The 23,146-nt window shown below is 34.2% G+C and carries 23 protein-coding genes; 5 read left to right on the top strand and 18 right to left on the bottom strand.

Going from position 1 to position 23,146, the window contains the following annotated elements:
* Positions 1 to 2: 2 nt before the first annotated feature.
* Positions 3 to 611, top strand: a complete 609-nt coding sequence (locus tag KJS37_RS04820) for a TetR/AcrR family transcriptional regulator (RefSeq protein ID WP_096368109.1) — start codon at positions 3 to 5, stop codon at positions 609 to 611.
* Positions 612 to 712: 101 nt separating this feature from the next.
* Positions 713 to 2,203 (top strand): glycerol kinase GlpK, encoded by a 1,491-nt coding sequence (glpK, locus tag KJS37_RS04815; RefSeq protein ID WP_213496118.1) that lies wholly within the window; start codon positions 713 to 715, stop codon positions 2,201 to 2,203.
* Positions 2,204 to 2,240: 37 nt separating this feature from the next.
* On the opposite strand, the gene nagB is transcribed toward glpK, so the two are convergent.
* The 13 genes from nagB to KJS37_RS04750 all read right to left on the bottom strand — a co-directional run bounded on the left by nagB (position 2,241) and on the right by KJS37_RS04750 (position 16,308).
* On the bottom strand, positions 2,241 to 2,948 hold the full coding sequence (gene nagB, locus KJS37_RS04810; protein WP_004256319.1) for a glucosamine-6-phosphate deaminase: 708 nt from the start codon (positions 2,946 to 2,948) through the stop codon (positions 2,241 to 2,243).
* A gap of 132 nt (positions 2,949 to 3,080) precedes the next feature.
* Positions 3,081 to 3,989, bottom strand: a complete 909-nt coding sequence (locus KJS37_RS04805; RefSeq protein WP_017369160.1) for an LCP family glycopolymer transferase — start codon at positions 3,987 to 3,989, stop codon at positions 3,081 to 3,083.
* Between the two features lie 10 nt (positions 3,990 to 3,999).
* Entirely contained in the window at positions 4,000 to 4,890 is an 891-nt protein-coding gene (locus KJS37_RS04800) for a phosphodiester glycosidase family protein (RefSeq protein ID WP_213496117.1), read from the bottom strand.
* Positions 4,887 to 6,032, bottom strand: a complete 1,146-nt coding sequence (locus tag KJS37_RS04795) for a CDP-glycerol glycerophosphotransferase family protein (RefSeq protein ID WP_213496116.1) — start codon at positions 6,030 to 6,032, stop codon at positions 4,887 to 4,889. The genes KJS37_RS04800 and KJS37_RS04795 overlap by 4 nt, the downstream gene beginning before the upstream one ends.
* Positions 6,022 to 7,206: a CDP-glycerol glycerophosphotransferase family protein gene (locus tag KJS37_RS04790; RefSeq protein WP_213496115.1), complete on the bottom strand. Its 1,185-nt coding sequence runs from the start codon at positions 7,204 to 7,206 to the stop codon at positions 6,022 to 6,024. Before KJS37_RS04790 ends, KJS37_RS04795 begins: the two co-directional genes overlap by 11 nt.
* A 21-nt stretch (positions 7,207 to 7,227) precedes the next feature.
* Complete coding sequence (locus KJS37_RS04785; RefSeq protein WP_213496114.1) at positions 7,228 to 7,659, bottom strand: hypothetical protein; 432 nt, start codon at positions 7,657 to 7,659, stop codon at positions 7,228 to 7,230.
* Positions 7,660 to 8,085: a glycerol-3-phosphate cytidylyltransferase gene (gene tagD / locus KJS37_RS04780; protein WP_213496113.1), complete on the bottom strand. Its 426-nt coding sequence runs from the start codon at positions 8,083 to 8,085 to the stop codon at positions 7,660 to 7,662.
* 16 nt (positions 8,086 to 8,101) lie between these two features.
* Positions 8,102 to 9,682: a CDP-glycerol glycerophosphotransferase family protein gene (locus KJS37_RS04775; protein WP_213496111.1), complete on the bottom strand. Its 1,581-nt coding sequence runs from the start codon at positions 9,680 to 9,682 to the stop codon at positions 8,102 to 8,104.
* 168 nt (positions 9,683 to 9,850) lie between these two features.
* Entirely contained in the window at positions 9,851 to 10,996 is a 1,146-nt protein-coding gene (locus KJS37_RS04770) for a hypothetical protein (RefSeq protein WP_213496109.1), read from the bottom strand.
* Positions 10,993 to 13,755, bottom strand: a complete 2,763-nt coding sequence (locus KJS37_RS04765) for a bifunctional glycosyltransferase/CDP-glycerol:glycerophosphate glycerophosphotransferase (RefSeq protein ID WP_213496107.1) — start codon at positions 13,753 to 13,755, stop codon at positions 10,993 to 10,995. The genes KJS37_RS04770 and KJS37_RS04765 overlap by 4 nt, the downstream gene beginning before the upstream one ends.
* 20 nt (positions 13,756 to 13,775) lie before the next feature.
* The gene (locus KJS37_RS04760; protein ID WP_213496105.1) at positions 13,776 to 14,585 is read right to left on the bottom strand and encodes an ABC transporter permease; all 810 of its coding nucleotides are present in this window, start codon (positions 14,583 to 14,585) and stop codon (positions 13,776 to 13,778) included.
* Positions 14,585 to 16,000: an ATP-binding cassette domain-containing protein gene (locus KJS37_RS04755; RefSeq protein ID WP_213496103.1), complete on the bottom strand. Its 1,416-nt coding sequence runs from the start codon at positions 15,998 to 16,000 to the stop codon at positions 14,585 to 14,587. Before KJS37_RS04755 ends, KJS37_RS04760 begins: the two co-directional genes overlap by 1 nt.
* A gap of 101 nt (positions 16,001 to 16,101) precedes the next feature.
* Positions 16,102 to 16,308, bottom strand: a complete 207-nt coding sequence (locus tag KJS37_RS04750) for a helix-turn-helix domain-containing protein (RefSeq protein ID WP_017369171.1) — start codon at positions 16,306 to 16,308, stop codon at positions 16,102 to 16,104.
* A gap of 131 nt (positions 16,309 to 16,439) precedes the next feature.
* Here KJS37_RS04750 and KJS37_RS04745 point away from each other — a divergent pair, with 131 nt between their 5' ends.
* Entirely contained in the window at positions 16,440 to 16,793 is a 354-nt protein-coding gene (locus KJS37_RS04745; protein WP_213496101.1) for a helix-turn-helix domain-containing protein, read from the top strand.
* 62 nt (positions 16,794 to 16,855) lie between these two features.
* On the opposite strand, the gene KJS37_RS04740 is transcribed toward KJS37_RS04745, so the two are convergent.
* Positions 16,856 to 17,632 (bottom strand): potassium channel family protein, encoded by a 777-nt coding sequence (locus KJS37_RS04740; RefSeq protein WP_017369173.1) that lies wholly within the window; start codon positions 17,630 to 17,632, stop codon positions 16,856 to 16,858.
* 390 nt (positions 17,633 to 18,022) lie between these two features.
* Here KJS37_RS04740 and queA point away from each other — a divergent pair, with 390 nt between their 5' ends.
* Complete coding sequence (gene queA / locus KJS37_RS04735) at positions 18,023 to 19,051, top strand: tRNA preQ1(34) S-adenosylmethionine ribosyltransferase-isomerase QueA (RefSeq protein ID WP_213481756.1); 1,029 nt, start codon at positions 18,023 to 18,025, stop codon at positions 19,049 to 19,051.
* Positions 19,052 to 19,630, top strand: a complete 579-nt coding sequence (locus KJS37_RS04730; RefSeq protein ID WP_165711507.1) for a hypothetical protein — start codon at positions 19,052 to 19,054, stop codon at positions 19,628 to 19,630. It abuts the gene before it with no gap.
* Positions 19,631 to 19,796: 166 nt separating this feature from the next.
* Here the strand turns inward: KJS37_RS04730 and KJS37_RS04725 are convergent, their stop codons facing one another.
* From KJS37_RS04725 to KJS37_RS04710, 4 genes are all read right to left on the bottom strand, one after another.
* Positions 19,797 to 20,192: an ArsC/Spx/MgsR family protein gene (locus tag KJS37_RS04725; RefSeq protein WP_017369176.1), complete on the bottom strand. Its 396-nt coding sequence runs from the start codon at positions 20,190 to 20,192 to the stop codon at positions 19,797 to 19,799.
* Between the two features lie 209 nt (positions 20,193 to 20,401).
* Positions 20,402 to 20,950, bottom strand: coding sequence for a biotin transporter BioY (locus tag KJS37_RS04720; RefSeq protein ID WP_165711508.1), 549 nt, complete (start codon positions 20,948 to 20,950; stop codon positions 20,402 to 20,404).
* A gap of 110 nt (positions 20,951 to 21,060) precedes the next feature.
* Complete coding sequence (locus KJS37_RS04715) at positions 21,061 to 22,125, bottom strand: carbamoyl phosphate synthase small subunit (RefSeq protein WP_046400990.1); 1,065 nt, start codon at positions 22,123 to 22,125, stop codon at positions 21,061 to 21,063.
* A 23-nt stretch (positions 22,126 to 22,148) separates the two neighbouring features.
* On the bottom strand, positions 22,149 to 23,072 hold the full coding sequence (locus KJS37_RS04710) for an aspartate carbamoyltransferase catalytic subunit (protein ID WP_165711509.1): 924 nt from the start codon (positions 23,070 to 23,072) through the stop codon (positions 22,149 to 22,151).
* Positions 23,073 to 23,146: the final 74 nt, after the last annotated feature.

Genomic DNA, 23,146 nt, shown 5'->3' with positions numbered 1-23,146 from the left:
ATATGGCAAAAATAAATGATTTACGTGTCTTAAGGACACGAAAAATGATTACGCAAGCCTTCTTTTCTTTATTAAGAAATAAAAAATTTGAAAAAATTTCAATTCAAGAAATTGCTGATGCTGCAATGATTAATCGTGCAACTTTTTATGCCCATTATGCCGACAAGCAAGATCTCTATGACAGTTTGATTGACACTTTTATTATGGATTTCATCAAAATTTTAGACGAGCAAAATCCTGTGGACGGCACTGATGTTTATGTCAATGATATTGAAAAGATGTTAGCCCGCTTCTACGACTTTGTACGTCAAAATCCAGAAGTAGCACAGATTGTGATAGATAAATCACAGGACCAAACGATTATCAATCGTTTTATCGAGATATTAACTGAACGTTATACGGAGCTTTTTGCTAAGTTGGAAATTCGTGAGCACGATGTATTGGTCCCGAGTGATTTTGTCATCAGTTATATTACTTCTATCTTGGCAGGCACACTCAAATGGTGGGTTTCTTCACCAAGTACTATGAAAGCAAGTGATTTTGCGCATCTTATCGTTAAATTAATTTCCAATGGTCACTTGACAGTTTTAGGTGTAAATATAAAATCATAATATTCGATTGTAGGTACTTTCTTTATAGTGCAGATATAGCTTTCTCCCTTCTCCTACTTCTGATATAATTAAGATAATGAGAAGTATACAAGGAGCTCTACATGCAAGCAAAATACATTATGTCAATTGACCAAGGGACAACAAGTTCACGCGCGATTATCTTTAACAAGCAAGGACAACATGTTGGCAGTTCACAAAAAGAGTTGCAACAGCACTTTCCTCAAGCCGGCTGGGTGGAGCATGATGCTAACGAAATTTGGAATTCCGTCCAATCTGTTGTCTCCGAAGCCCTTATCCAATCAGGGATTAAACCTGCAGAAGTCGGGGCGATTGGTATTACCAATCAGCGTGAAACAACTGTTGTATGGGATAAAAAAACAGGTATGCCTATTTATAATGCAATCGTCTGGCAGTCTAGACAATCGGCAGCCATAGCCGATGCTTTGAAAAAAGAAGGTCATTCTGAACTTATCCACCAAAAAACTGGACTTGTCATCGACTCTTACTTTTCAGCCACTAAAATACGCTGGATTTTAGATAAAGTCGAGGGTGCACAGGAACGTGCTGAACGTGGCGAACTGCTCTTTGGAACTATTGATAGTTGGTTGGTTTGGAAGTTAACCGATGGTGAAGCACATGTAACCGACTATTCTAATGCAAGCAGGACAATGCTTTTTAACATACATAACCTTCAATGGGATCAAGATATCCTTGACCTCTTGAACATTCCATCAGTAATGCTTCCCCAGCCCGTCTCTAATTCTGAATGTTACGGCATGACAAAACCCTATCATTTCTTTGGCTCAGAAATAGCTATTGCAGGGATGGCTGGAGATCAACAAGCGGCCTTATTTGGCCAAATGGCTTTTGAACCCGGAATGATTAAAAGCACTTATGGTACTGGGGCTTTCATAGTTATGAATACAGGCCAAGAAGCGCAACTGTCTAATAATCTTCTAACCACTATTGGTTATAGTATCAATGGTCAAGTTACCTATGCCCTTGAAGGTTCTGTATTTGTTGCTGGCTCTTCTGTCCAATGGCTCCGTGATAGTCTGAAAATGATTGATAACAGTAAAGAATCTGAAGCAGCGGCTTTGGCCTCTACCAACAATGACGAAATCTATGTTGTACCTGCCTTTGTTGGTTTAGGAGCCCCGTACTGGGATCAGGATGCTCGTGGGGCTATCTTTGGTATTACACGAGGCACCAGTAACAACGATATTATCAAAGCTACTTTGCAAGGTATCGCTTATCAAGTCAAGGATATTATTGATGCGATGCAAGAAGATTCCGGAATTGATATTCCATTATTGAAAGTTGACGGAGGTGCAGCTAATAATAGCTATTTAATGCAGTTCCAATCGGATATCCTTAATATTCCCGTTCAAAAAGCCAAGGATCTTGAAACTACAGCTCTTGGTGCTGCTTTCTTGGCTGGTCTAGCTATCGGTTTTTGGAAAGACATAGAGGAAATAAAAAGCTCTTATACAGAAGGGCAAAGTTTTCAACCCCACATGGATGAAAAACGACGCCAAACACTTCATGAAGGCTGGAAAAAAGCTGTTGAGGCAACACGCGTCTTTAAATAAAAAAAAGATCCAGCATTCTGGACCTTTTTTATTTATGTTATTTGCTCAACAAGGCTGCTGCCGCTTCATCTGCGATAACAACAACATCAGCATGTTTTTGCAAGATAGATGCTGGCATATCTTCAGTGATTTCACCTTCAACCATTCCTTTAATTGCTTCTGCTTTTGATTCGCCATAAGCCATCAATACGATTGATTTAGCTGCCATGATTGAAGCGATACCCATAGAGATCGCTTGGCGTGGTACATCCTCTTCATTTTCGAAGAAACGTGCATTTGCTTTAATTGTGCTTTCTTGGAGATCGACAACGTGTGTTGTTTCTTCAAATGAAGTTCCAGGTTCGTTGAAACCGATATGTCCATTTTGACCAATTCCAAGGATTTGGAAATCAATTGGGTGTTCAGCGATGATTTGGTCGTAAGCTTTTGTTTCTGCTTCCAAATCTGCTGCTTTACCATTTGGCAAGAAGTTTTCTTTGAACGGTTTTTCATTGAAAAGGTGTTTGCTCATAAAGTAACGGTAAGATTGTTCATCTGAACCATCAAGTCCAACATACTCGTCCAAGTTTACTGAAGTCATATCTGAAAAATCAAGATCTGATTTAACGATTTGGTTGTAGAATTCTACTGGAGTTGAACCTGTAGCAAGTCCAAGTGTTTTTGCTCCATTATCCATTGCTTCTTTGAGTAAGTCAAAGCCGATTTTTGCGCCTTCAAGTTGGTTTTTTACTGTGATAACTTTCATGAGAGAGTCTCCTTTTTCAAATTGGTATATACACATTATAACTCTAATTTATTTCCTTGTCAATAGGAAAGTTCAATTTTTACCAATTTTTTTATTTATGAAAGTATAAATAAAAACGACTTGATGCCGTCTTTATTTTAAAGTATTTTCAAATTTATTCTTGACCTTATCTAGCGTTTCTTGAGTAACAAGTTGGGTCTTATTTCCTGGAATTTTAGTCGCATGAACGTTTATTTTACTTACCTTAAGCGCCTTATTATAGTGTTTAACCATATTCATAAAATCTGGAAAACTGATGTTAGTATTGACAACCTCAGGGAAGCTTTTCAGAATCGCTAAAGAGTGTCGCGCAAGAACAGAAGGTTTTTTCAAATTCTCAAATGTAGCAATGGCCACATCTTGTAGTCTATCTGTATAGCCTTTCTGATCATTAGAGTTAAGCAAGCTGAGATAAGCTGAAACTTCATCTGCTTTTTTTAACTCTACAGACCCTTGCTCAAATTTGAAGCCTTTGGATACAAAAGCTTTTGTATTTTGCACAACGATTCCCCCGCTAGCCTCGACCAGTTTCCCCATGTTATCAAAGTTGATTTCCACTACTTTATTAGTTTCTGTATCAAAGGTTTCATTAAACTTCTTGCTTACTGCTTCTGCTCCACCCTGAGTATAACTTTGATAGAGCGTTGTTTGATCTGGAAAAACTAAAAGAGGTTGAACATTGATAAGACTTGTCTTTTTGAGCTTCGCATTTGTAGAAGTAAGACTGGAAGTCATAAGCACTTTTTCATTATCTACACGAGCTGTTCCAAGAATTAAAGTCGTAAATGTTTCTCCTTTCTTTAAGTTTACCGGACGAGCTTCTGCAAGATGCAAGGTATTAGCCTTATTGATAGCTGTTTTTGAACTTTGATAGAAGAATACTCCTAAGCCAGTAAAAACAAGTATCAAGACAAGTAAAGTAATGCCGATAACTTTAGGAAACTTACTCTTTTTTTTAGTAGCTTTCTTTCCACCTGACCGTCTATAAGTTTCTTTTTCCATAACTCTCTCCTTATTTAAGAATGATAAAATCATTAACTGAGCGTTGATCCTGACTCGGGTATACTACTTCACCTTTAAAGGCCATTTGACTTGATCCGCCGCCATCCATAACAACTGCATTTTTTAAATCTAATTCTTTAAACTTATCCATAATTTGATCGTATCCTGTACTTGTATCCGAGATAATAAGATAAAGATTATTTTGTGCATCATTGGCTATGAAAGAGTGAATCATCCAATTCACTGAACCATCATTTTTCTGTATTTGACCATCACGAATTAATACAGAGCCAAAACTGAAACTCATTTTCCCACCATTTTCAATGATTGTTGAGGCAGGGACAGAAGAGTCATAGATTTGACTGCTGCCGTCGTTATTGATAACAAAGGCATTGTTAGCTCTCTTATCTGAACCCCAATCCTTAAAAAGTTTCCCATTGTTCATCTGAAACCCTGTGATGTGCATAGTGCTCATATTAAAGCCAGAAGCATTCATGATTAAAGCCTCAGGATATTTTTGCATCACTTCTTGCAAAGTAAAAGCTGGAGCATCAATTGAAGTTGCCGTTTTTAATACTTCAACATTGTTGGCTTTGTAAATTTTAAAGCTACCAGATGAAAGGTCAGTAAACTTGTCGCCTCCCTCTTTCGAGTTTAGTTTTATCGTGCTAGCTTCCCCTGTATCTTTGACAATATTTTCAGAAGACGTAACTGCTTCTTTCGAACTATTAGATGTAATGTATCCTTCTTCTTGATCTGTACGTTGTACACTTTGAGCTTGATCATGTGAATTTTCTTGCTTTTTAGGACCAATAAACATAAATGAAACCCATCCTACAATCAATAAAAGGACGAAGGTAATAAGCCAGCCTAACTTATTTCGTTTTTTCTTAATTTTCATATTTCAACTCTCTCCATATTCTCCTCTACTGCCTTTTCAGCCATAAGATCTTCAATCAACCTAAGCACACGTTCTGTTGCTTTCCCATCTCGATAGTTGTAGGTTTTCTGGAAAAAGGTGGCTCTTTCTTTTTTGTAGGAAGCTCTATCTGTTGTCTGGAGTGCTTGAATGAGCTCATTTTCATTAAAAGTAACGTCTCCAGGAAATTCTTGTAGGTAATCTATTGTTAAGCCTGGTTTTTTAGAATAACTTTTAAAGTCGGGAACATAAGCAACGATAGGTTTGTCAAAGACCATCCAATCCACCGCAATTGCCGAATAATCGGTCACCAGTACATCCGTAACACAGAAGATTAAGGAGATGTGCTCTTCTTCAATAAAGAGCACATGAGGATTGCTCTCATAAGCAGAACCCGAAATCAGCGGGTGTGCTTTGTAGATGATAATGTAATCTTCACCTAAATCTTGATGTACACGTGCCAAATCAAGTTTTACCTCTTTAAAGTAAGTACTAATCCGTCCCCGAAATGTTGGCGCATAAGTGATGACTTTTTTCCCTACTAAAGCAGGGTACTTTCTAAGAAGTTGCTCTTTAGTTGCCTTGACAAAATGTTCATCGAAAATTTTATCATTATTAGGAATGCCTGTAACCATGACGTGAGACTCTGGGAGTTGAAAAGCTTGTGCATACACTCTTTTATAAAAATCTGAGTTAGCAATAGCATAATCATAGTTTTTAATTTCGTAATCTCGTTGGACACAGTTACCAAAGTTTTTTAGAGCTGCTGTGGCGTGCCAAATCTCAAGAACTTTGACCTCTTTACGATGGGGAAATTTAGAAATGACGAAGTTGTTATAATCAATAATCACCAGTTTAGAACTTTGAAGGACAAAAAGTTGCTGAATGCAAGCTAATCCGTATTGGAGTTGGCCCCAGAAAGTTGGTTGAAATTTAAAGAGCAAGGTTTTTATCTCGTACTCTTGATTTGCGACCAATTCATCATGCAAAATTTTGAAATCCTTGGACAGATTTTCATGCTCAAGCGAAATGAAAGTAATCCGGTTCTGATGCACACGACAGAGAAAAGTGAACGGGTAGAAAAGCGCTAAAATAAAGGTTAACACAATGGATTTAATTTTCATTACAAACCTCGCTTATAATTTTTTCAAAAGCACTGCCATCATTCCACGGATTAAACTTCTTGTTAAACGCATACAGCCTTTGGTAGTCAAAACAATCATCTTTAATCATTTTTAGGAGTTCTTCTTCTGTTTTTACGGGATCATTAGGTAAATCGTCGGGCACTTTGAGATAAAAACCTCGTAATTCTTCAGCATAATGTGCAAGGTCATACATATAAAAATAAATAGGTCTTCCCAGTTGAGCATAATCAAAGAATACACTTGAATAGTCAGTAATCAGAGCATCGCTCACTAAGTAAGCATCATTAATATCCTGATTTGGATCCATGAAAAAGATAAAATTGTTTAAATCCTGAGGTATATGGTAAGTGCTACAAATCAAGTAGTGTGGTTTGAACAAAACGACATAGTCTTCTCCAAGTTCCCTTTTCCACTTGTAAAAATCGACCTTTAATTCAAAAGTATAGCCCGTATTACTATAAGAATTATCTCGCCATGTTGGAGCATAAAGAATTATTTTTTTATTTAGTGGCAAATGATACTTCTTCTTTAATTCCTCAACCCTAGCAGGATTTGGATGTATCAAACAATCAACCCGTGGATAGCCGACCTTGAGCATTTTTTGCTGCGGAAAAGCAAATGCTGTTTCAAATACATGAGCGGAAAAAGGACTAGAAGCAACAAGGTAATCCCAATGTCTACTGTCCTTATCATAGGATCTCACCATCTGTTTGTAACTCTGTTTACTTCTATAGTAAGTTGAACCATTATCAATAATATCGTGACCTAACCGCTTCAGGGGGACACCATGCCAAGTTTGTAAGTAGATTTGGTCTGACTTCTTATAATAATAAGGAGCCATTTTAGCATTAAAGACCCAATATTTTGCTTTAGAAAGATAGTAATAATATTGGAGTGAGTTAAAGTTAACCGTTTTTGCTCCTGCTATTGCTTGCTTCTTTTTGAAAGCCCAGATGAATTGATAATCAGAAAACTCTTCCGAATCTCTCATGTATTCAAACAAATAACGTGGATTATCCGAGTAGGATTTACCATTAAAAGAAGTAAACAAAACAATCTTTGAATTTGTCTTAAAAACTACACCTAAGATAAACAGAAAGGGGTACATTATTGTTCTTATAAAAAATAGTCTTAGTCTCGCTAATAAAATCAATATTGTCCCTTTCCTTACATTCTAAATTAATTTTTTACTTACTGTTTTAACTAACTGACTCATTGATAAGTTTGTAGAAAAATCTTCTGAAATTTCACCAATTACTTTGTGAAAAGTATCTTCATTTTTTACGTTACTTAAAGCTTTTAATAAAGAATTGATATCTGTTTGTTCAGTTTTTCCTAAAAGTGCTAAGCTTTTAGTCACAGACTCTTCACTTAAAGTTATTAAACTGCATACCTCAGGTAAATTTTCTACTTTAGAAAATTTTTTACCTTGAAAAATATACACACTACTATCAATTTTCAAATATAAGTCGGTTGACTTTCGATCATTGGGGTAATTATTTTGGCGATGCTTAAATAAATAATCAACTTGTTTCAATAGTTTTATTAATTTGAGCGGATTAATGACCAATCCTAACTTTGAGAGAATCTTTTTTATATCGTTCATTTATTCTTTAATATTAGAAATATACATCTTCCCTAAATCTTGTTTGATACTTGAAGATGAAGTTTTACCACGTGGGAAATACATGATTTTCAGATCAGGAAACTGTTCTTTCAAGAAGTCAAATTTCCCTTTCCAATCATCGCCCATGGCAAAAATATCCACCTCAAACATATCGATATAAAGTGCTTTGTCCTCCCAAGACTGCTCAGGTACCACAAGGTCCACATAGCGGATGGACTCCAAAATATACTTACGAGTTGCATATTCCTGATAAGCTTTTTTTCCTTTTTGGGCATTGAATTCATCTGTCGAAAGCATAACGATCAGCTTATCACCAAGATTCTTGGCATTACGTAACATATCGATATGGCTTTCGTGGAGAATGTCAAAGGTGCCTGCGACAAGGATTCTTTTTTCTTTGTTCATTTATTTAACCTATCCATCATTTAAAAGTCCCTTTCAATAAAATTTTTAAAAGAGGTGTAAATTGAAATTCATCTTCCCAAAGTCTAACTGCTTTATCAATTCTTTTAGAATTTTCAAAGTCTTGAAAAGCAAAATATTTCTTTTGATAATTCAATATATCTGGTGCTTTTTTTTCAACAATGAATGACTCTATTTTTTGTAATAACCCTTCTACATTATGCACCACTATTTTTGATAAATCATCTTCCATATTTAAATAACTCCCTTGTAGCTTCAAATACTCTTCTTGATCAAATTGGAATAAAAACGTAGGGATATCATAGTAAAGTGCATCCCAAATAATACTACTATAATCTGTAATAACTAATTCACTAGTCCGTAACTCTTTATCAAGTGGATGTTCATTTTGATATAACACTTTTATATGACTACTATTTGATGTAAAGTACTTTTCAAATTGAATGAACTTTGGATGCATCATAAAATGTAAAGAATAGTCATATTTATGTAAGATACTTTCTAAAAATTTAGAGTGAATTAAATTATAATACTCTTTATAGAAATCACTTTTTAAAAATTCATCATGAGATAAAAGCTCCAAGTGTGTACGCCACGTTGGCATAAGAAATATTTTTTTTGTCTTTATTAAAGTATTCGTATTATCCCAACGTGCTAATCCTGTGATTGCAATCTGTTTTTTTTCATACCCTAAATATTCTAAAACTATTTTTTTTTCAATATTTGAACTGGTAATAAATAAATCAGCATGGTTTAGTTTATTATTAGCGAAGAAAGTTCTATCCACTTTCTTTAATCCTAAAACGCCATGTTGTAAAAAAACAAAGGGCTTTTTATTCAAGAAAAAACGTGAAATACTTTGATTGTGTCTCCATGCATAAGCATGCCCTTTAGACTCTGAAGCAATAAAATATTTTGAAACAATAATCAAAAGAATGTGTTTAACACTCATAAAATAAACTATATTTTTTCTGAATTGAGACAAGTTTGGTATATCTGGTGAGTCTTTTTTTATAATATAGAATAGTTTGTTTTTCCCTTTATTTTGTACATACGTAAAATAATAGAAGGAATTATCACGTGCATAATTAGAGAATTTTTCGTATATAATTTTTGAATCCCTATAATACCAGTAAACAAAGGGAACTAAAAACAAAGCAGCCATTTCTTTTAATTTGTACTTAATTGCATCATACTCATCAGTTTCTCGCATCTGTAAAGATAAGTATCCTCCAACTGCAAAATATGCTGTTATTAAATATTTTTTTCTATTATTTATTACTGTTTTATATTTCAAATGTAACAAATTTATCGCTTGGCGTTGTCGCTTTGAATTATTACGAATTCTCTGAAACTGATAGTCACCATATTCATTCTGATATTTCAAATAAAAATCATAATATAAATTGAAAGGAGAAATATTACTTAATGGAAGAATGAAAACTAACTCACAATTATTTGAATCAGAAGGAGGTACAGTAAAAGAAAACTCTTTGTTTTTCCGAGATTTGATATATAAAGTCGGTTTTAAAATATTTTTGGGCGCAATAATCTTAATTTTGATGTCTGATTTCGACATTTTGAGAGTCTTAACTGTTATCTTCACCTTTATTCCATTCACGTTTTATATCTAGTTATTGAGTTAAAAATAATATTCTTAAAGAAAAATATATATCAAAACCATTCAATATCAATAACAACTTTTTGATCTCTAGTTAGTGATTTTAATTATCAAAGTACAGAAAGACTACTCAATCTTCTTTATTGAATTTTCATCACAAATTAAACTAAAAAGTAAATTATAAATCTCATTGCGTGATTTTTTATATATTAAACCATGCCGAGTTATTTCTGGATTAGGATTATGATAAATTTGATGCGGTATATTATTTTCCTCAAAAACTTCCTTCAGATATGGTATATGTGGGGTATAATATTCATCATTTTTATTCGTTATAATATATATATTGGGCTTATTAGTTGTATTTATAGCTGCTTGTCTAATTAAATTATCATACATTTCTTTCTGGCTTCCACTCATATCTTGGGGGAAAATGTAAGAATTTTGGCTACAATTCCCCAGAAATGAGTATATCTTGCCAATTGCTGAAGATACAACTACATTTGATATACCTAGCATTAGACCAAATAATATCGCATTATAACCACCCTTACTTACACCAAAGAAAATAACATCTTCTTTATTGATTTCAAGTTCTTTAATCTTTGCTTCAAGAAATTCAACAGTCGCATCTCTATAATCAAAATTACCAAATCCTAGAAACCAATTACCAACTTTCCCTCCACCGTCTTTTAAAAATATCTTACTAGCCCCAATATTACTTAGCGTCTTTTGATATTGATAAAAAGCAGCACTTTTTTTTATTTTAGGATTAACAGGGGAATTGTAAGGAAAAGTAACAATTAGTTTGTTTTTTAAGCCATTTTTCATTATTTTTTCGACATAATTAATTTCTATGCCGTTCTCAGATTGAAAACTTTTTTCATCGATTGTCTCAGTTATTACTTCACAACCCAACGTATCCCTTGAAGTCTTAAAGGGTGTAATTATTACTTTTTTATTGATTTGTGTTACTTTATCGACTGTTTCAATAACTTTTGATACTTCTCTTGCATCCTTCCTTGAATTTACTATGCGTTCAACATATACACCATTTTCCCACAACAAAAAGTCATAGAACACCTTTCTGTGATTACTATTTAAGCACTCTTCTAAATCAGCAAAACTAATATAGTATGAATCCTCGAATTTTCTGAATGGAATTTCAATATCTTTTCCGTTTTCTCTATTTCGTGCAGTAAATGATATCCCCGTTGTATCCTTTACATCTATACTTATTCCAAACTCCGATATATTTGTTACCTTATTCATTTATTAATCACCTTTTTAAAAAACTTAGCCAACGAATGTTGTTTTACTTTTTGAGGTTCTCTATTGTATGATGCTAACGCCTGTATTTCGTTATAAACCCTCTCTGAATTTCTAGAATCGTCAAAAGCAAAAAATCGATTTCTTCTTTCTACATATTCATGACTAAGTTCAAAATCATTATCCATGGACTGTATAATCTGAGACACTAAAGTTTTTAAATCATAAGATACTGGTCCAAATCCATCTTCTTCAAAATTAAAATAACCATCGTCATAATTATTATTATCATGTGGTCCATAATAAAATACTTCTTTCCCTGCGTAACCAAAATCCATGAACACTGAACTTCTATCAGTAATTACACAGCTACTATTATTAATAATATCTACATATCTTGCATCAAATTCAGCTAATAGTACATTATCAAGATTAAACATTTCAACACTTCCTCTGATTTCAGGATGCGGAATAAAAATTATTTCGTATCCTTTTGCTTTTGCGGCTGATAGTAATCGTTTATCATTGAGAATATTATTCCATTTTTTATAATACTCAGTCTTAGTAAAGTTAGGAATTGCTTCGCGTAAATCATTTTTTCTATTTTGAGATACAACATCCCTACTCCATGTAGGCATCACAGCAATATAATTTCCTTTTTCTTTAGTTAGATTATCATGACGAGGTAATCCTGTTAAGATAATTTCTTCCTGAGAATATTCATATTCTTCTCTTGATATTTCTTTCTTTTCAGGGTACGCAGTAGCAACAAATAAATCTGCATCTACTTTACTTTTTTTAAGCACTTGTGATACATCACACATAATGACGCCATGCTGTAAAAATATCAAATTATATTTGAATAAATCCTTTATATTCCCACCGTACTGATCATGAAAAGGCTCAACAACAGCCCATGCCATTTGCGATACAATTAAATTATCCGCAGCTAATAATAATTTTAAATGATCAAAACTACCATATGGTATCACATTGATTCCTTCTTTAGTTAATCTTTCAAAATCTGGAGAATTCTGACTTAAAATAAAATAATTTAATACTTGTTTATTCTTCTTAGAATCAAAATATTTGATAAGAGCTTCTGCATTATCATCAGCTTTCAGAACTCGATCCATAAAAATATTTATAGTTTTACCTTCGTATTCCTTCCTCACATAAGGTACTAAATTTCTAATATCTCTTATACTCCAAGGACGTCGATTAGATTTATACTTTTCCAAAAATATGTTTGAAAGCAAATCTAAGTATTCTTTTTTTCCTTCGTCTTTGGTGATTTTTAAACTTTTTTCATTTTTCTCATAGTAAACAATATTTTGTTCCAGAGTCACATAACTACCAGGAACTCCACGTAATATACGACATTTTCTACCTATAAAGTTTAAATGAATTTTTTTGGCAATATTCGATTTTCTATCTTTAACTATCAAATAAACTTTTTTATGGAGAAAATTCAAGGGTAAGTTAACTTTGAATTTAAATATTTCCTTTACAACTTCACCAATGAAATAACAATTGTCCTTCGTATCAGTTGAAAGATTGATCATTATTTTTTCTTTTTTATTATTTTCGAAATAAACATCAAATTGTTCGAAGTCAAATAATGTTTCAAAATATCCCATTACTTGTAAATTGCCTTTATACGGCTTGAAGTTAGTAACATTGAGCATGACATTAGATAAACTTTTTAATATTTTACCTTGTTCATTTTTTATCAGAACATTCGTACGAGTTTCATTAATAGTTGGATTAAAAATATTACTTAATTTAGTAAGTCTTCCTGTTTTTTTAAAATCTAATAAAACATATTTTCTCTGAGTATCTAAAAATCTACTAGAGATTATTGTATCTCCATCAATATATTGTAAAACCTCCCATATAGATTTTAAATACTTTTCAAAATCTCCATCTTTTAGTAAAGGTTTTGGTCTTTCTTTTTGCTTAATTTTTCCAGAAATTTCATATAAAAATACATTTTGATGATAATTCGATAATGTATTATTATTAAGTAAACTAGGAATTTCTTTTAATATCGCATTTTTTATATAAGGGATATATCTCTCTTTTGATTCCTCAATATTATCCATTATTGAACTTTTATCATATCGTTTGCGATAATGGTATCTTGGTTTTGCTAATAAACCATACTGATGATATGTGGAGAAAATTCTATTATTGAAAATCATATCTTCACCAACTGGTATTTGTTCTGGGAACAGGAAGTCTCTAAAAATAGACTTATTAACAAAAGTAGATGCTGATGAAAGTTGAATCGCTTCTGGCTCTACACCTATATCAACAATTTTATCTTCCCCAAATTTGTAGTTTAACCTATGAGATTTTTTTTCTCTTTCAAATGTGAACATAGGTATACTAAATAGCTTAATATTAGGCCATTTTAGGATTCTATTTTGCAATTCCGACAAAGTATTTAAACTATAAGTATCATCTGGGTCCAAAAAACCTATCCATTCTCCTTTTGCTGCTTGTATTCCTACATTTCTTGCTGAGGCAACTCCTCCATTTTCTTTATATATATATTTAATATTATCAGGATAGGTTTGGATAATTTTTCTACAAATTTGCTCGCTTCTATCTGTACTTCCATCATTTACGAGAATAATTTCGACATTATTATTAAAGTCTAACGTTTGATTAACCAAACTATTTATAGCTGATTGTAAGTATTTTCCTGTATTATATATTGGTATTATTATTGAAAACTTCTTTGTGTTACTGTTCATTTCTTTTTCCTTTTAGTCTCTTATAAATAATCTGAAATTCTATCTCTAATCTTCATGTGCATGTTTGAACCAATGATTAAAATTACAATCATGAGAAGTATAAAACTCACGTTATACATTCCTTTTTCCCAAAACCATGTTCTTCCAAATGCCACGTCTCTGAACCCTTCAATAAGATAATAGAAAGGATTAATCAATTGCGATTGAAGTAAAAATTGGGGAATAACTTTAAAATGATCCAATGAAAAAATTACGCCTGATCCATACATTAAAAATCTAAAGATATAATTCAAAAAGAATTTGAAATCAGGAAATACTACTTCGATTGAAGAACATAAGAGCGACATTGCTAAGGAAAAAATAATTAACATAGGGAAGTAGTATAATAATTGCAACCAATACATTGATGGATAGTAACCTGAGAACATTGCAATAATTAAGCCCATTCCCACCATGATGTACAGTTCTGTTAAAAAGCCAAACATTGATGCTGTGGGCATAATACTTACAGGGAATTTCATTTTAGCTGTTGTTTTAAATTGTGTAGAAACACTTTTTGCTCCAGTTACAATAACGTGCTGCATGAAAGAATACACGCCCATACCAATAAACATCCAAGAAAGTGGAGGAAGCCCATCTGGAGCGGACCGTTGCATCAGTACCCCAAATATAATATAGTTGATAGCAAGTTGTACTAAAGGATCCAAGATTTCCCATACACGTCCAAACTTATTTTGCATCGAGGTGCTCTTGGTACTGTATTTTGATAAATTAATAGCTATTGGTAAATATTTAATCTGTTCTTTAAGATAAAGAATAGCATCTTTCATTATTGAATTACCCCTTCATCTGGTTGCTCTGTTGTTGCATCTGCTGCTGTTGTTGGTAAATTTATAGTTTGACCTGGTCGGATGACGTCAAAATCTATCCCTGGATTAACTGCCTGAATAGCATCCACAGTCACTCCCTTACTTTCAGCGATACTTCCTAGTGATTCCCCCGCTTGAATCACATATGTTGCTTCCTCTGAAGAACTTGGTGCTGTGTCAGCCTCGCCTGTACTTTCAACACTTTCACTCGTGCTTGGTTCTGGAGTAGATTGAGAAGCAACATCTTCATTTCTTGAGCTTGAAGATGTACTTGTAGAGCTCTCTGGTGTTTCATTACTTTGTTTATTTTTCCTAGACAAATCCTTGGGTTTAAAAAGGTTTTGCGAGAAAAATTTTACGGGATGTTGGACTGATTTTTTCAAAGTCGTGTTGCTCAAAGACACAAGAGTAATCCAAAGAAAAACAAGTATACAAAGTGCCACCACTATTTTTGAGAGAAAAGATAGTTTGTGATTGTCTTTCTTCTTTTTTAATCTTTGTGTCACTTCACGGCTAACGCGTCGGCTTTTCGAAGAACTTTGACTAATAATTTCTTTTTTTAACTCCTCAACAGAGTAGTCAAATTGGGCTTGACGTTGTTCTTGTTTATAGGCTTCTTGTTCTTTTTTCGATAGGGATTTAAACCAGTGGACAAATTTTTCATACTCAGGAATAACTTCCTCTGGTGTTCCATATGCCTTGACTTCACCGTAATTTAGCCAAATAACACGATCGCTCCATTCTTTAACTGTGCGCATATCGTGTGAAACCATCAAGATTGTTTTCCCTTGGTCACGGAATTCAAACATTTTCTTTTTCGATTTGTCAACAAAGGTTTTATCCCCAACAGAAAGTCCTTCATCAATAATCATAATGTCTGGATCTTGATGAACCATGATAGAGAAACCTAGTTTTGCCTTCATACCAGAGGAGTATGTTTTAACTGGTTGGTCAATAAAAGGGCCAAGTTCAGAAAAATCAATAATATCCTGCATCTTGGCTTTTATTTCTTTATTTTTCATGCCGACCATCAAGCCCTTCAGACGGATATTTTCACGTCCAGAAAGATTGTTCTGCATTCCTGCATTAGCCGCAATAATTGAAACATCTCCATTTATTTCAACTTGCCCTGTAGTTTGCGCAATTTGACCACTAATAATATTGGAGAGAGTTGATTTTCCTGCACCATTCAGACCAATGACTCCGACGCACTCTCCTTCATGTATTTCAAAGCTTACATTGCGTAAAGCCCAAAAGTCTTTCTGACTTTTTTCATTTGCCCCTATTAAAGATTTTGCCTTGTTCCGTGTATCTTTCACCGGCAGCATCTCAAATTTCTTCGACAAATACTCGGCTTTTATTTTGCTCACCTTCACCTGTAATTTATTCTCCTTTAGCACTTCTATCTTCTAATTTTAAAAACATTTATTTAATCAACAGTAAAATACGTTAAAAACGTATTTTATTCGTATAACTTTTATTGGTTTTCTATCTTACCTAGAATAATTTCATCATAAGTAATATTAAATAAAGCAAGAATTCTTTCCAATGTTTCTTTAGAAATTCGAGAAGAATCTTTTTCTAAACCTTCGAGTTCATCAATAGTCAAACCCAATTTATCTGCTAGTAATTCCTTTGATAATCCTTCTTTTTCTCTCCAACCTTTTAAAGAATTATGTTGCATAAAGACCTCATTTCTTAATTTGAACATAAATTAACACATTATTTTAATTATAGTACGTTGTGAATGAATAATCAAGGCAGACCTGAACTTTTTTTCTTGATTGAGTTTGTATTTAACGCTATAATAAAGGCATGGATACTCAAGAACATCGCGCTATTATCGCAGCTAATATAAAAAAGTATCTTCAGATGAGCGGTATAAAGCAGAAAGATTTTGCTTCTAAAATCGGGATTGTTCCTTCTACTTTATCAGATTACCTTAATATGCGAAGCACACCTTCACAAGGTGTAATTCAGAAAATGGCAGATATTTTGGGAGTTGAAAAATCTGATATTGATACCACTTATAAAAACAAGCTCTCTCTTAATCTTGATCGACTGATCGATGAAGCCCTTTTCTATAAAAAGGAAATCCTTGAAGAGAAAGATCGTGAATTTTTAAAAAGAACACTTGACGCTTATTTTCACTGCAAAAACAAAGATTAAACTATAAAAATAAAAAGCTATCTTAATCTGATAGCTTTTTATTTTTCCTTTGGATTAAATTTTCACGGCTTCTTAGTTTTTTCCATATTCTCTATTTTATTTACGAGTAGATCAATCTTTTTTTCCAAAGCCTCTATCTTTTCCAGTTGAAGTAATTCATGATTTTTTTCTTCAAGATCAATTTTTTTCGTGAAATAACTTGTAATAGTTGATGTGAGGTAACCAATTAAACCAATCCCTAAAAACATTAAAATAGCTGCGGAGACTTTTCCTAAGAATGTTTTAGGATAAAAATCTCCGTACCCCACGGTTGTTGTCGTAACAATTGCCCACCAAATTGCATCACCAAAAGATATTTTTTCTGAAAGTGAAAAGATAAAACTATCCGTCATAATAATGGCGAGTGCAATGTTAGATACTTGATAAAAACTATTCGTATTTAGAAAACGGTTGGAAGAACGATTAAACTTGCCAAACATCCCAATCAAGCGGCCGACAAGAGCAAATTTCGAGAGTTGAGCAATTCCAATAAACGAAGTTAAGCCTAAGATTGAAAACAGAAAAGTAAAGGGTAAAATCGCAATCAAATCATAGATATTCATTTTAAAGAAACGCCATTTATTCTTTACGCGTTTTAAACGCCACAAATAATCCACTGTATATAAAGTAATAATGGTATTCAGAACCCAATCAAAAGGTTCTCTATTAATATCAATAAACCCTAAAAGCGCCGTCCCTATCAAAACTAAAACAATACAGGTCGATATAACAAGCAAAACACCATATACTTTCCGTAATGGACTTTTTCTAGTGGTATCAATTTTAGCCAATACATTCATCTGAGATACTTATACTTTAACTCTCTACTTTGGTAGTTTTATTATTTTATATGTGCTTAAACTACCTCTGAAATTTCTAATCTACATTTTATCAAATTTTTTTCAAATTGTGATGACATAATCTAATTTATTAACTCAAGAGAGCAATTTCTACAATAACAAAGAACATTTTTAAAGGAATCAGGATTAATCTAAGCTTTTCTTTTGTGATATAATATTGTTGTTATCTATTCTCTATTTACAAAATAAGAATAGAAATCTTTATTATAAATTTTTGTATTAACGGCCATTAATGAAAGAGGACATTTTCCTCTTTTGAAATGCTCTTGTCAGGGATAGTGACCAAATATAGATAAATTACAAATTTTAGAAAGTAGTAGAAAATATATTTTGAATATTAATGATTTTGATTTTAACTTGCCAGAAGAACTTATCGCCCAAACTCCTCTTGAAAAGCGTTCTGAGTCACGCCTTTTAGTCTTGGATAAAGAGAGCCATTCTATGGAAGATAAACACTTCTATGATATTGTGGATGAGCTTAACCCAGGTGATGCACTTGTCCTCAATAATACGCGTGTCCTTCCTGCACGTCTCTATGGTGTTAAGCCAGAAACCCAAGGACATGTCGAGCTCCTCCTTCTTAAGAATACTGAAGGTGATCAGTGGGAAACTTTAGCTAAACCTGCAAAACGAATGCGTATTGGTCAAGAACTTTCTTTTGGTGATGGACGTTTAAAAGCAACCGTTGTTGAAGAATTGGAACATGGCGGTCGTATTGTTGAGTTTAGTTATGATGGCATCTTCCTGGAAGTTTTAGAAAGCTTAGGCGAAATGCCACTTCCCCCTTATATCCACGAAAAACTTGAAGATCAAGAACGTTATCAAACTGTCTTTGCAAAAGAAAACGGTTCTGCAGCTGCCCCAACGGCCGGCTTACACTACACACCTGAGCTATTAGACAAGATTCGTGCTAAAGGTGTTCATGTTGTAGAACTTACCTTACATGTAGGGCTAGGTACTTTCCGACCAGTAAGCGTTGATAACATCGAAGAACATCATATGCATAGCGAATTCTATCAACTGTCTGAAGAAGCTGCTGCAACTCTTCGCGCTGTTAAAGCTTCAGGACATCGTGTGGTTGCTTGTGGTACAACTTCTATCCGCACCTTGGAGACGATTGGAACAAAATTTGATGGAGATATTCAAGCTGATTCTGGCTGGACAGATATCTTTATTAAACCTGGCTATCAATGGAAAGTAGTAGATGCTTTCAATACTAACTTCCATTTACCAAAATCTACTCTCGTGATGTTGGTCGCTGCTTTTGCGGGTCAAGAGTTTATCCTCGAAGCTTACCAACATGCAATCGACGAGCACTATCGCTTCTTTAGCTTTGGCGACGCGATGTTTGTAAAATAAATGAGCTTCCTTAATTTAGCACTCACTAAGGATTTTATTTCTGTCCTTTCAGATGGGCAAATCACCGAAAATGAACAAGCCATTCGTACATATTTTAAAAAATTTTATGTGAGCCCTAATGGCTTTTTAGTCGGAGTTACAGGTTTTCATAAAATAACTGAAGAAATTCTGGTACAATTCCATTACCAACCGCACCTCACACCCTTAGAAGCTCAGGGATTTCTTCTCAGTGCTTTGCTTCGCTATAAAGACAAACGCTCCACCCTAACTAAAAAAGTAGCTTACAATGCTGTGATTGCCTTTTTTGACAATGGCCAACCTCAAGCGAGAACCTATCACATAGAAGACGGAATGCTCTCAACAAAGGACTATACTGGCTCCAGTTTAATTTCCTTTCCTCCTGATGATATTGACTTTGACCCTAATAAACTGATCAGCAAGCATCTGAAAAATGGGCAATCACTGCTCCCTACGATACAGTTACTACAGCGTAATGTCCTTTACCGGATTGCGGAAAACTCAAAGACCGTTAATAAAACAGTCTTCCAAGAAGTAATAAAAAAAGAGACTTCCAGTTGAGTCTCTTTTTTATTTTACCCATATCCAAGGTATAATATGCCAAATAAAGCCTAACAATATTGAAAACATGATAATAAATAAGACATAGACAAAATATTCCATACCTTCTTCTACTTTTTTCCATAGTTTTTTCATTTTCTATTTGTCCCTAAACATTCGTTTGAGTTTAGATAAATCCCTGATCTGTAGACAATTCTAACCGGCGATATTCTCTTGGGAAAAATTGACGTAAGTCATCCATGTTATAACCCACTTGAACTTTATTATCATCTAGAACTATCGGTGATCGAAGAAGATATGCATTTCGAGATAAGTATTCTAAACCTTCATCTAGATTCATTTCTAAAAGCATTTCTAAACTGTTTTGTGTCTGTGGATTACTCATGCTCGACCGTTTGGTAATTGTTTCGAGACCTCCATCCATATAGGACAATATTTTCTGCAAGTCCTGCTTAGAAATTTCACCAATTCTTTTCGAGTCTACATTTATTTTATACTTTTCAAACCATGACATTGCTTTTTGGCTAGAGCCACATCCTTGCCTATAGTAAAACTTGATCATACTTTCCTCCTGTGTTCTTTAATAAGAAAATAGGAAGCGACCTATTCTTCTGTACAATGAGACTTTTCCGATAATATTGAATTATTTTATTTCCCATAATAAAAATTATATATTAATTCTACTAGAAAATAAGACAAAGCTGGGTGAATACAAAGCCCTCTTCTTTACCTAAAAAACCATCCAAATTTTTGGAAGGTTTTTATAAATTTTTATTTGGAAAAGTAAGGATTCGTTTTGAAAAGAATATCAAGGAGCGCAACTCCAACTGCCGCAACAATCACCGCCTTGATAATTGCTCCCAAAATAAATGGTGCAAAGCCAATACCAAAAGCTGTCCCCCAAGGAACGGCGATAAAGAATTTCAACCACACTGTACCTAATACAAGGATTAAAAACTGAGCTAGAAGATTTGTCAATAAAATAGAGAAAAATTTACGTTCAGTCTTCTGTAAAAAGTACGAAAGGAGAGGTGCTACGAGTACAAAGGAGAATAAAAATCCGCCTGTTGGACCAAATAAAGCGCCAATCCCTGATGCTCCTCCTGCATAAACGGGCAAACCAACTGCTCCTAAAACGAGGTAAATCAGTAATGCAAAAAAGCTCTCACGAGGCTGCAATAGCGTTGCAATAAGCCCGATAGCTAAAGTTTGAAGTGTTATGGGTACAATCCCCACAGGTATAGCCAAAGGAGAAAGTACTGCAATAATCGCGGCCCCTAAAGCGATCAGAGTAATAGAATATGTTTTAGAAATTTTCATAAAAATGTCCTTTTTGTTTTATAGATAAAATTATATCAACTTTTATAAAAGAATACAATCTTAAACTTTATGTCTTATTAAAAAAACAGCCTTTTCAGCTGTTTTTTAATTTAATATTCATCCATCATGTCCATAAAATCATCAAATAAATAACTTGCATCATGTGGACCAGGTGCTGCATCTGGGTGAAATTGAACCGAAAAGGCTGGGTAACGCTTATGACGTACTCCTTCAATGGACGCATCATTTATTTCTACATGCGTAACCAAAAGGTCTTCTGGTAGATCATCTGCGGATACAGCATAACCATGGTTTTGGCTAGTAAAATCAATTCGACCTGTTGCAATTTCTCTGACAGCGTGGTTAAAGCCGCGATGGCCGAACTTCATTTTATAGGTTGTTGCACCATTTGCTAGACTAAAGAGTTGGTGTCCTAAGCAAATTCCAAAAATCGGAACTTTACCTTGAATCTGTTGAATCATTGTTACAGCTTGTGGTACATCTGTCGGGTCCCCAGGTCCATTAGTGAGCATGACGCCATCTGGGTTCATTTCTAAAATTTCTTCCGCAGTCGTATTGTGGGGTACAACTGTAATATCACAATGTCTCTTTGATAATTCACGTAGAATTGAATGCTTGAGTCCAAAGTCAACGACAACTACTTTTCTTCCCGTATTTGGGGAAGAGTATGCTGTTAAAGTGCTGCTTTTTTCCACTTGATTATTAGGTAAAACAGTCGCTTTAAGTTGACTCATTTGGTGCTCTATTTCATCTTTAGCATTAACCAAAGCTGCCTTCATCGTGCCATGTTGACGAATAATTTTTGTAAGAGCACGAGTGTCAATGCCTGAAATCCCAGGAATATTTTTAGCCTCCAAGAATTCATCCAGTGACATTTGCATACGCCAGTTTGATGGGCGGCGTGCTGCTTCACTCACGACAACTGCCTTGCAGCTTGGGTGAATCGATTCGTAGTCGTCTCGGTTAACTCCGTAGTTTCCAACCAATGGATAAGTAAAGGTCAAGATTTGTCCATTATAAGATTGGTCGGTGATAGATTCTTGATAGCCCGTCATTCCGGTACTAAAAACAAGCTCTCCCGTGATATCTGTATTGGCACCAATTGCTTGCCCTTCAAAAATGGTTCCATCTTCTAATATTAAAAGTCGCTTCATAGATTCCTCCAATAATTCTTCGCTTAGTCGCGTAATACTGCTTCTAAAATAGCCATACGGGTATAAACACCGTTGGTCATTTGTTGAACGATACGACTTTTCGCACATTCTACTAAGCTATCCGCAATTTCAACATCACGGTTTACTGGCGCAGGGTGCATAATAATAGCTGTATCACGCAGTTTTTCTGCACGATCTATGGTTAAACCATAGCGTTCATGGTAATCTTCTTTAGAAATAATATCTCCTGCTGTATGGCGCTCATACTGAACACGTAGTAACATATGAACATCAAGTTCTGGCAAGATATCGTCCAGATTCGCATAACTACCATAAGCTCCGAATTCTTCTTCCTTGTACCATTTTTCAGGTCCCGTGAAGTAGATTTGAGCACCTAATTTATGAAGCATCATCATATTAGACTTAGCTACACGAGAGTGTGTCAGATCGCCTGAGATGGCAATTTTTAAACCTTCAAATTTTCCAAACTCTTCGTAAATCGTCATCAAATCCAGCAGACATTGGCTTGGATGTTGTCCACTGCCATCACCACCATTTACAATGGCACAATGGATATTATCTGAATTAATCAACTGATCGTAGTAATGCTCCTCAGAAGAGCGAATCACACAAACTTCAACGCCAAGTGCGTCTAAAGTTAAAATTGTATCATACAGTGTCTCACCTTTGCTCAACGCACTTGTTCCAACATCAAACTCAAGCACATCTAAGCCCAGTTTACGTTCAGCGATATGGAAAGAGTTATGTGTCCGTGTGCTGTTTTCAAAGAAGAGATTAGAAGTAAAAATTTGACGATCATTTTCAAATTTTGCTGTTCCCTTTTTAAACTCTGAAGCACGTTTGATCAAAGCCATAACTTCTTCTGTTGACAAAACTTCCATGCTTGTTAAATGTGGCAAGCTAACTAAACCATTTGTTACTGACATTATAGGTCTCCTTTACCCTAATCATGCTCTCTCTGTAGCATGATTTTTTTAAATGTTGATGAACGACTGTGATT

It is taken from the genome of Lactococcus formosensis (genome assembly GCF_018403745.1).
Taxonomy (GTDB): domain Bacteria; phylum Bacillota; class Bacilli; order Lactobacillales; family Streptococcaceae; genus Lactococcus; species Lactococcus formosensis.
This window is presented reverse-complemented; position numbering and strand designations above follow the sequence as displayed.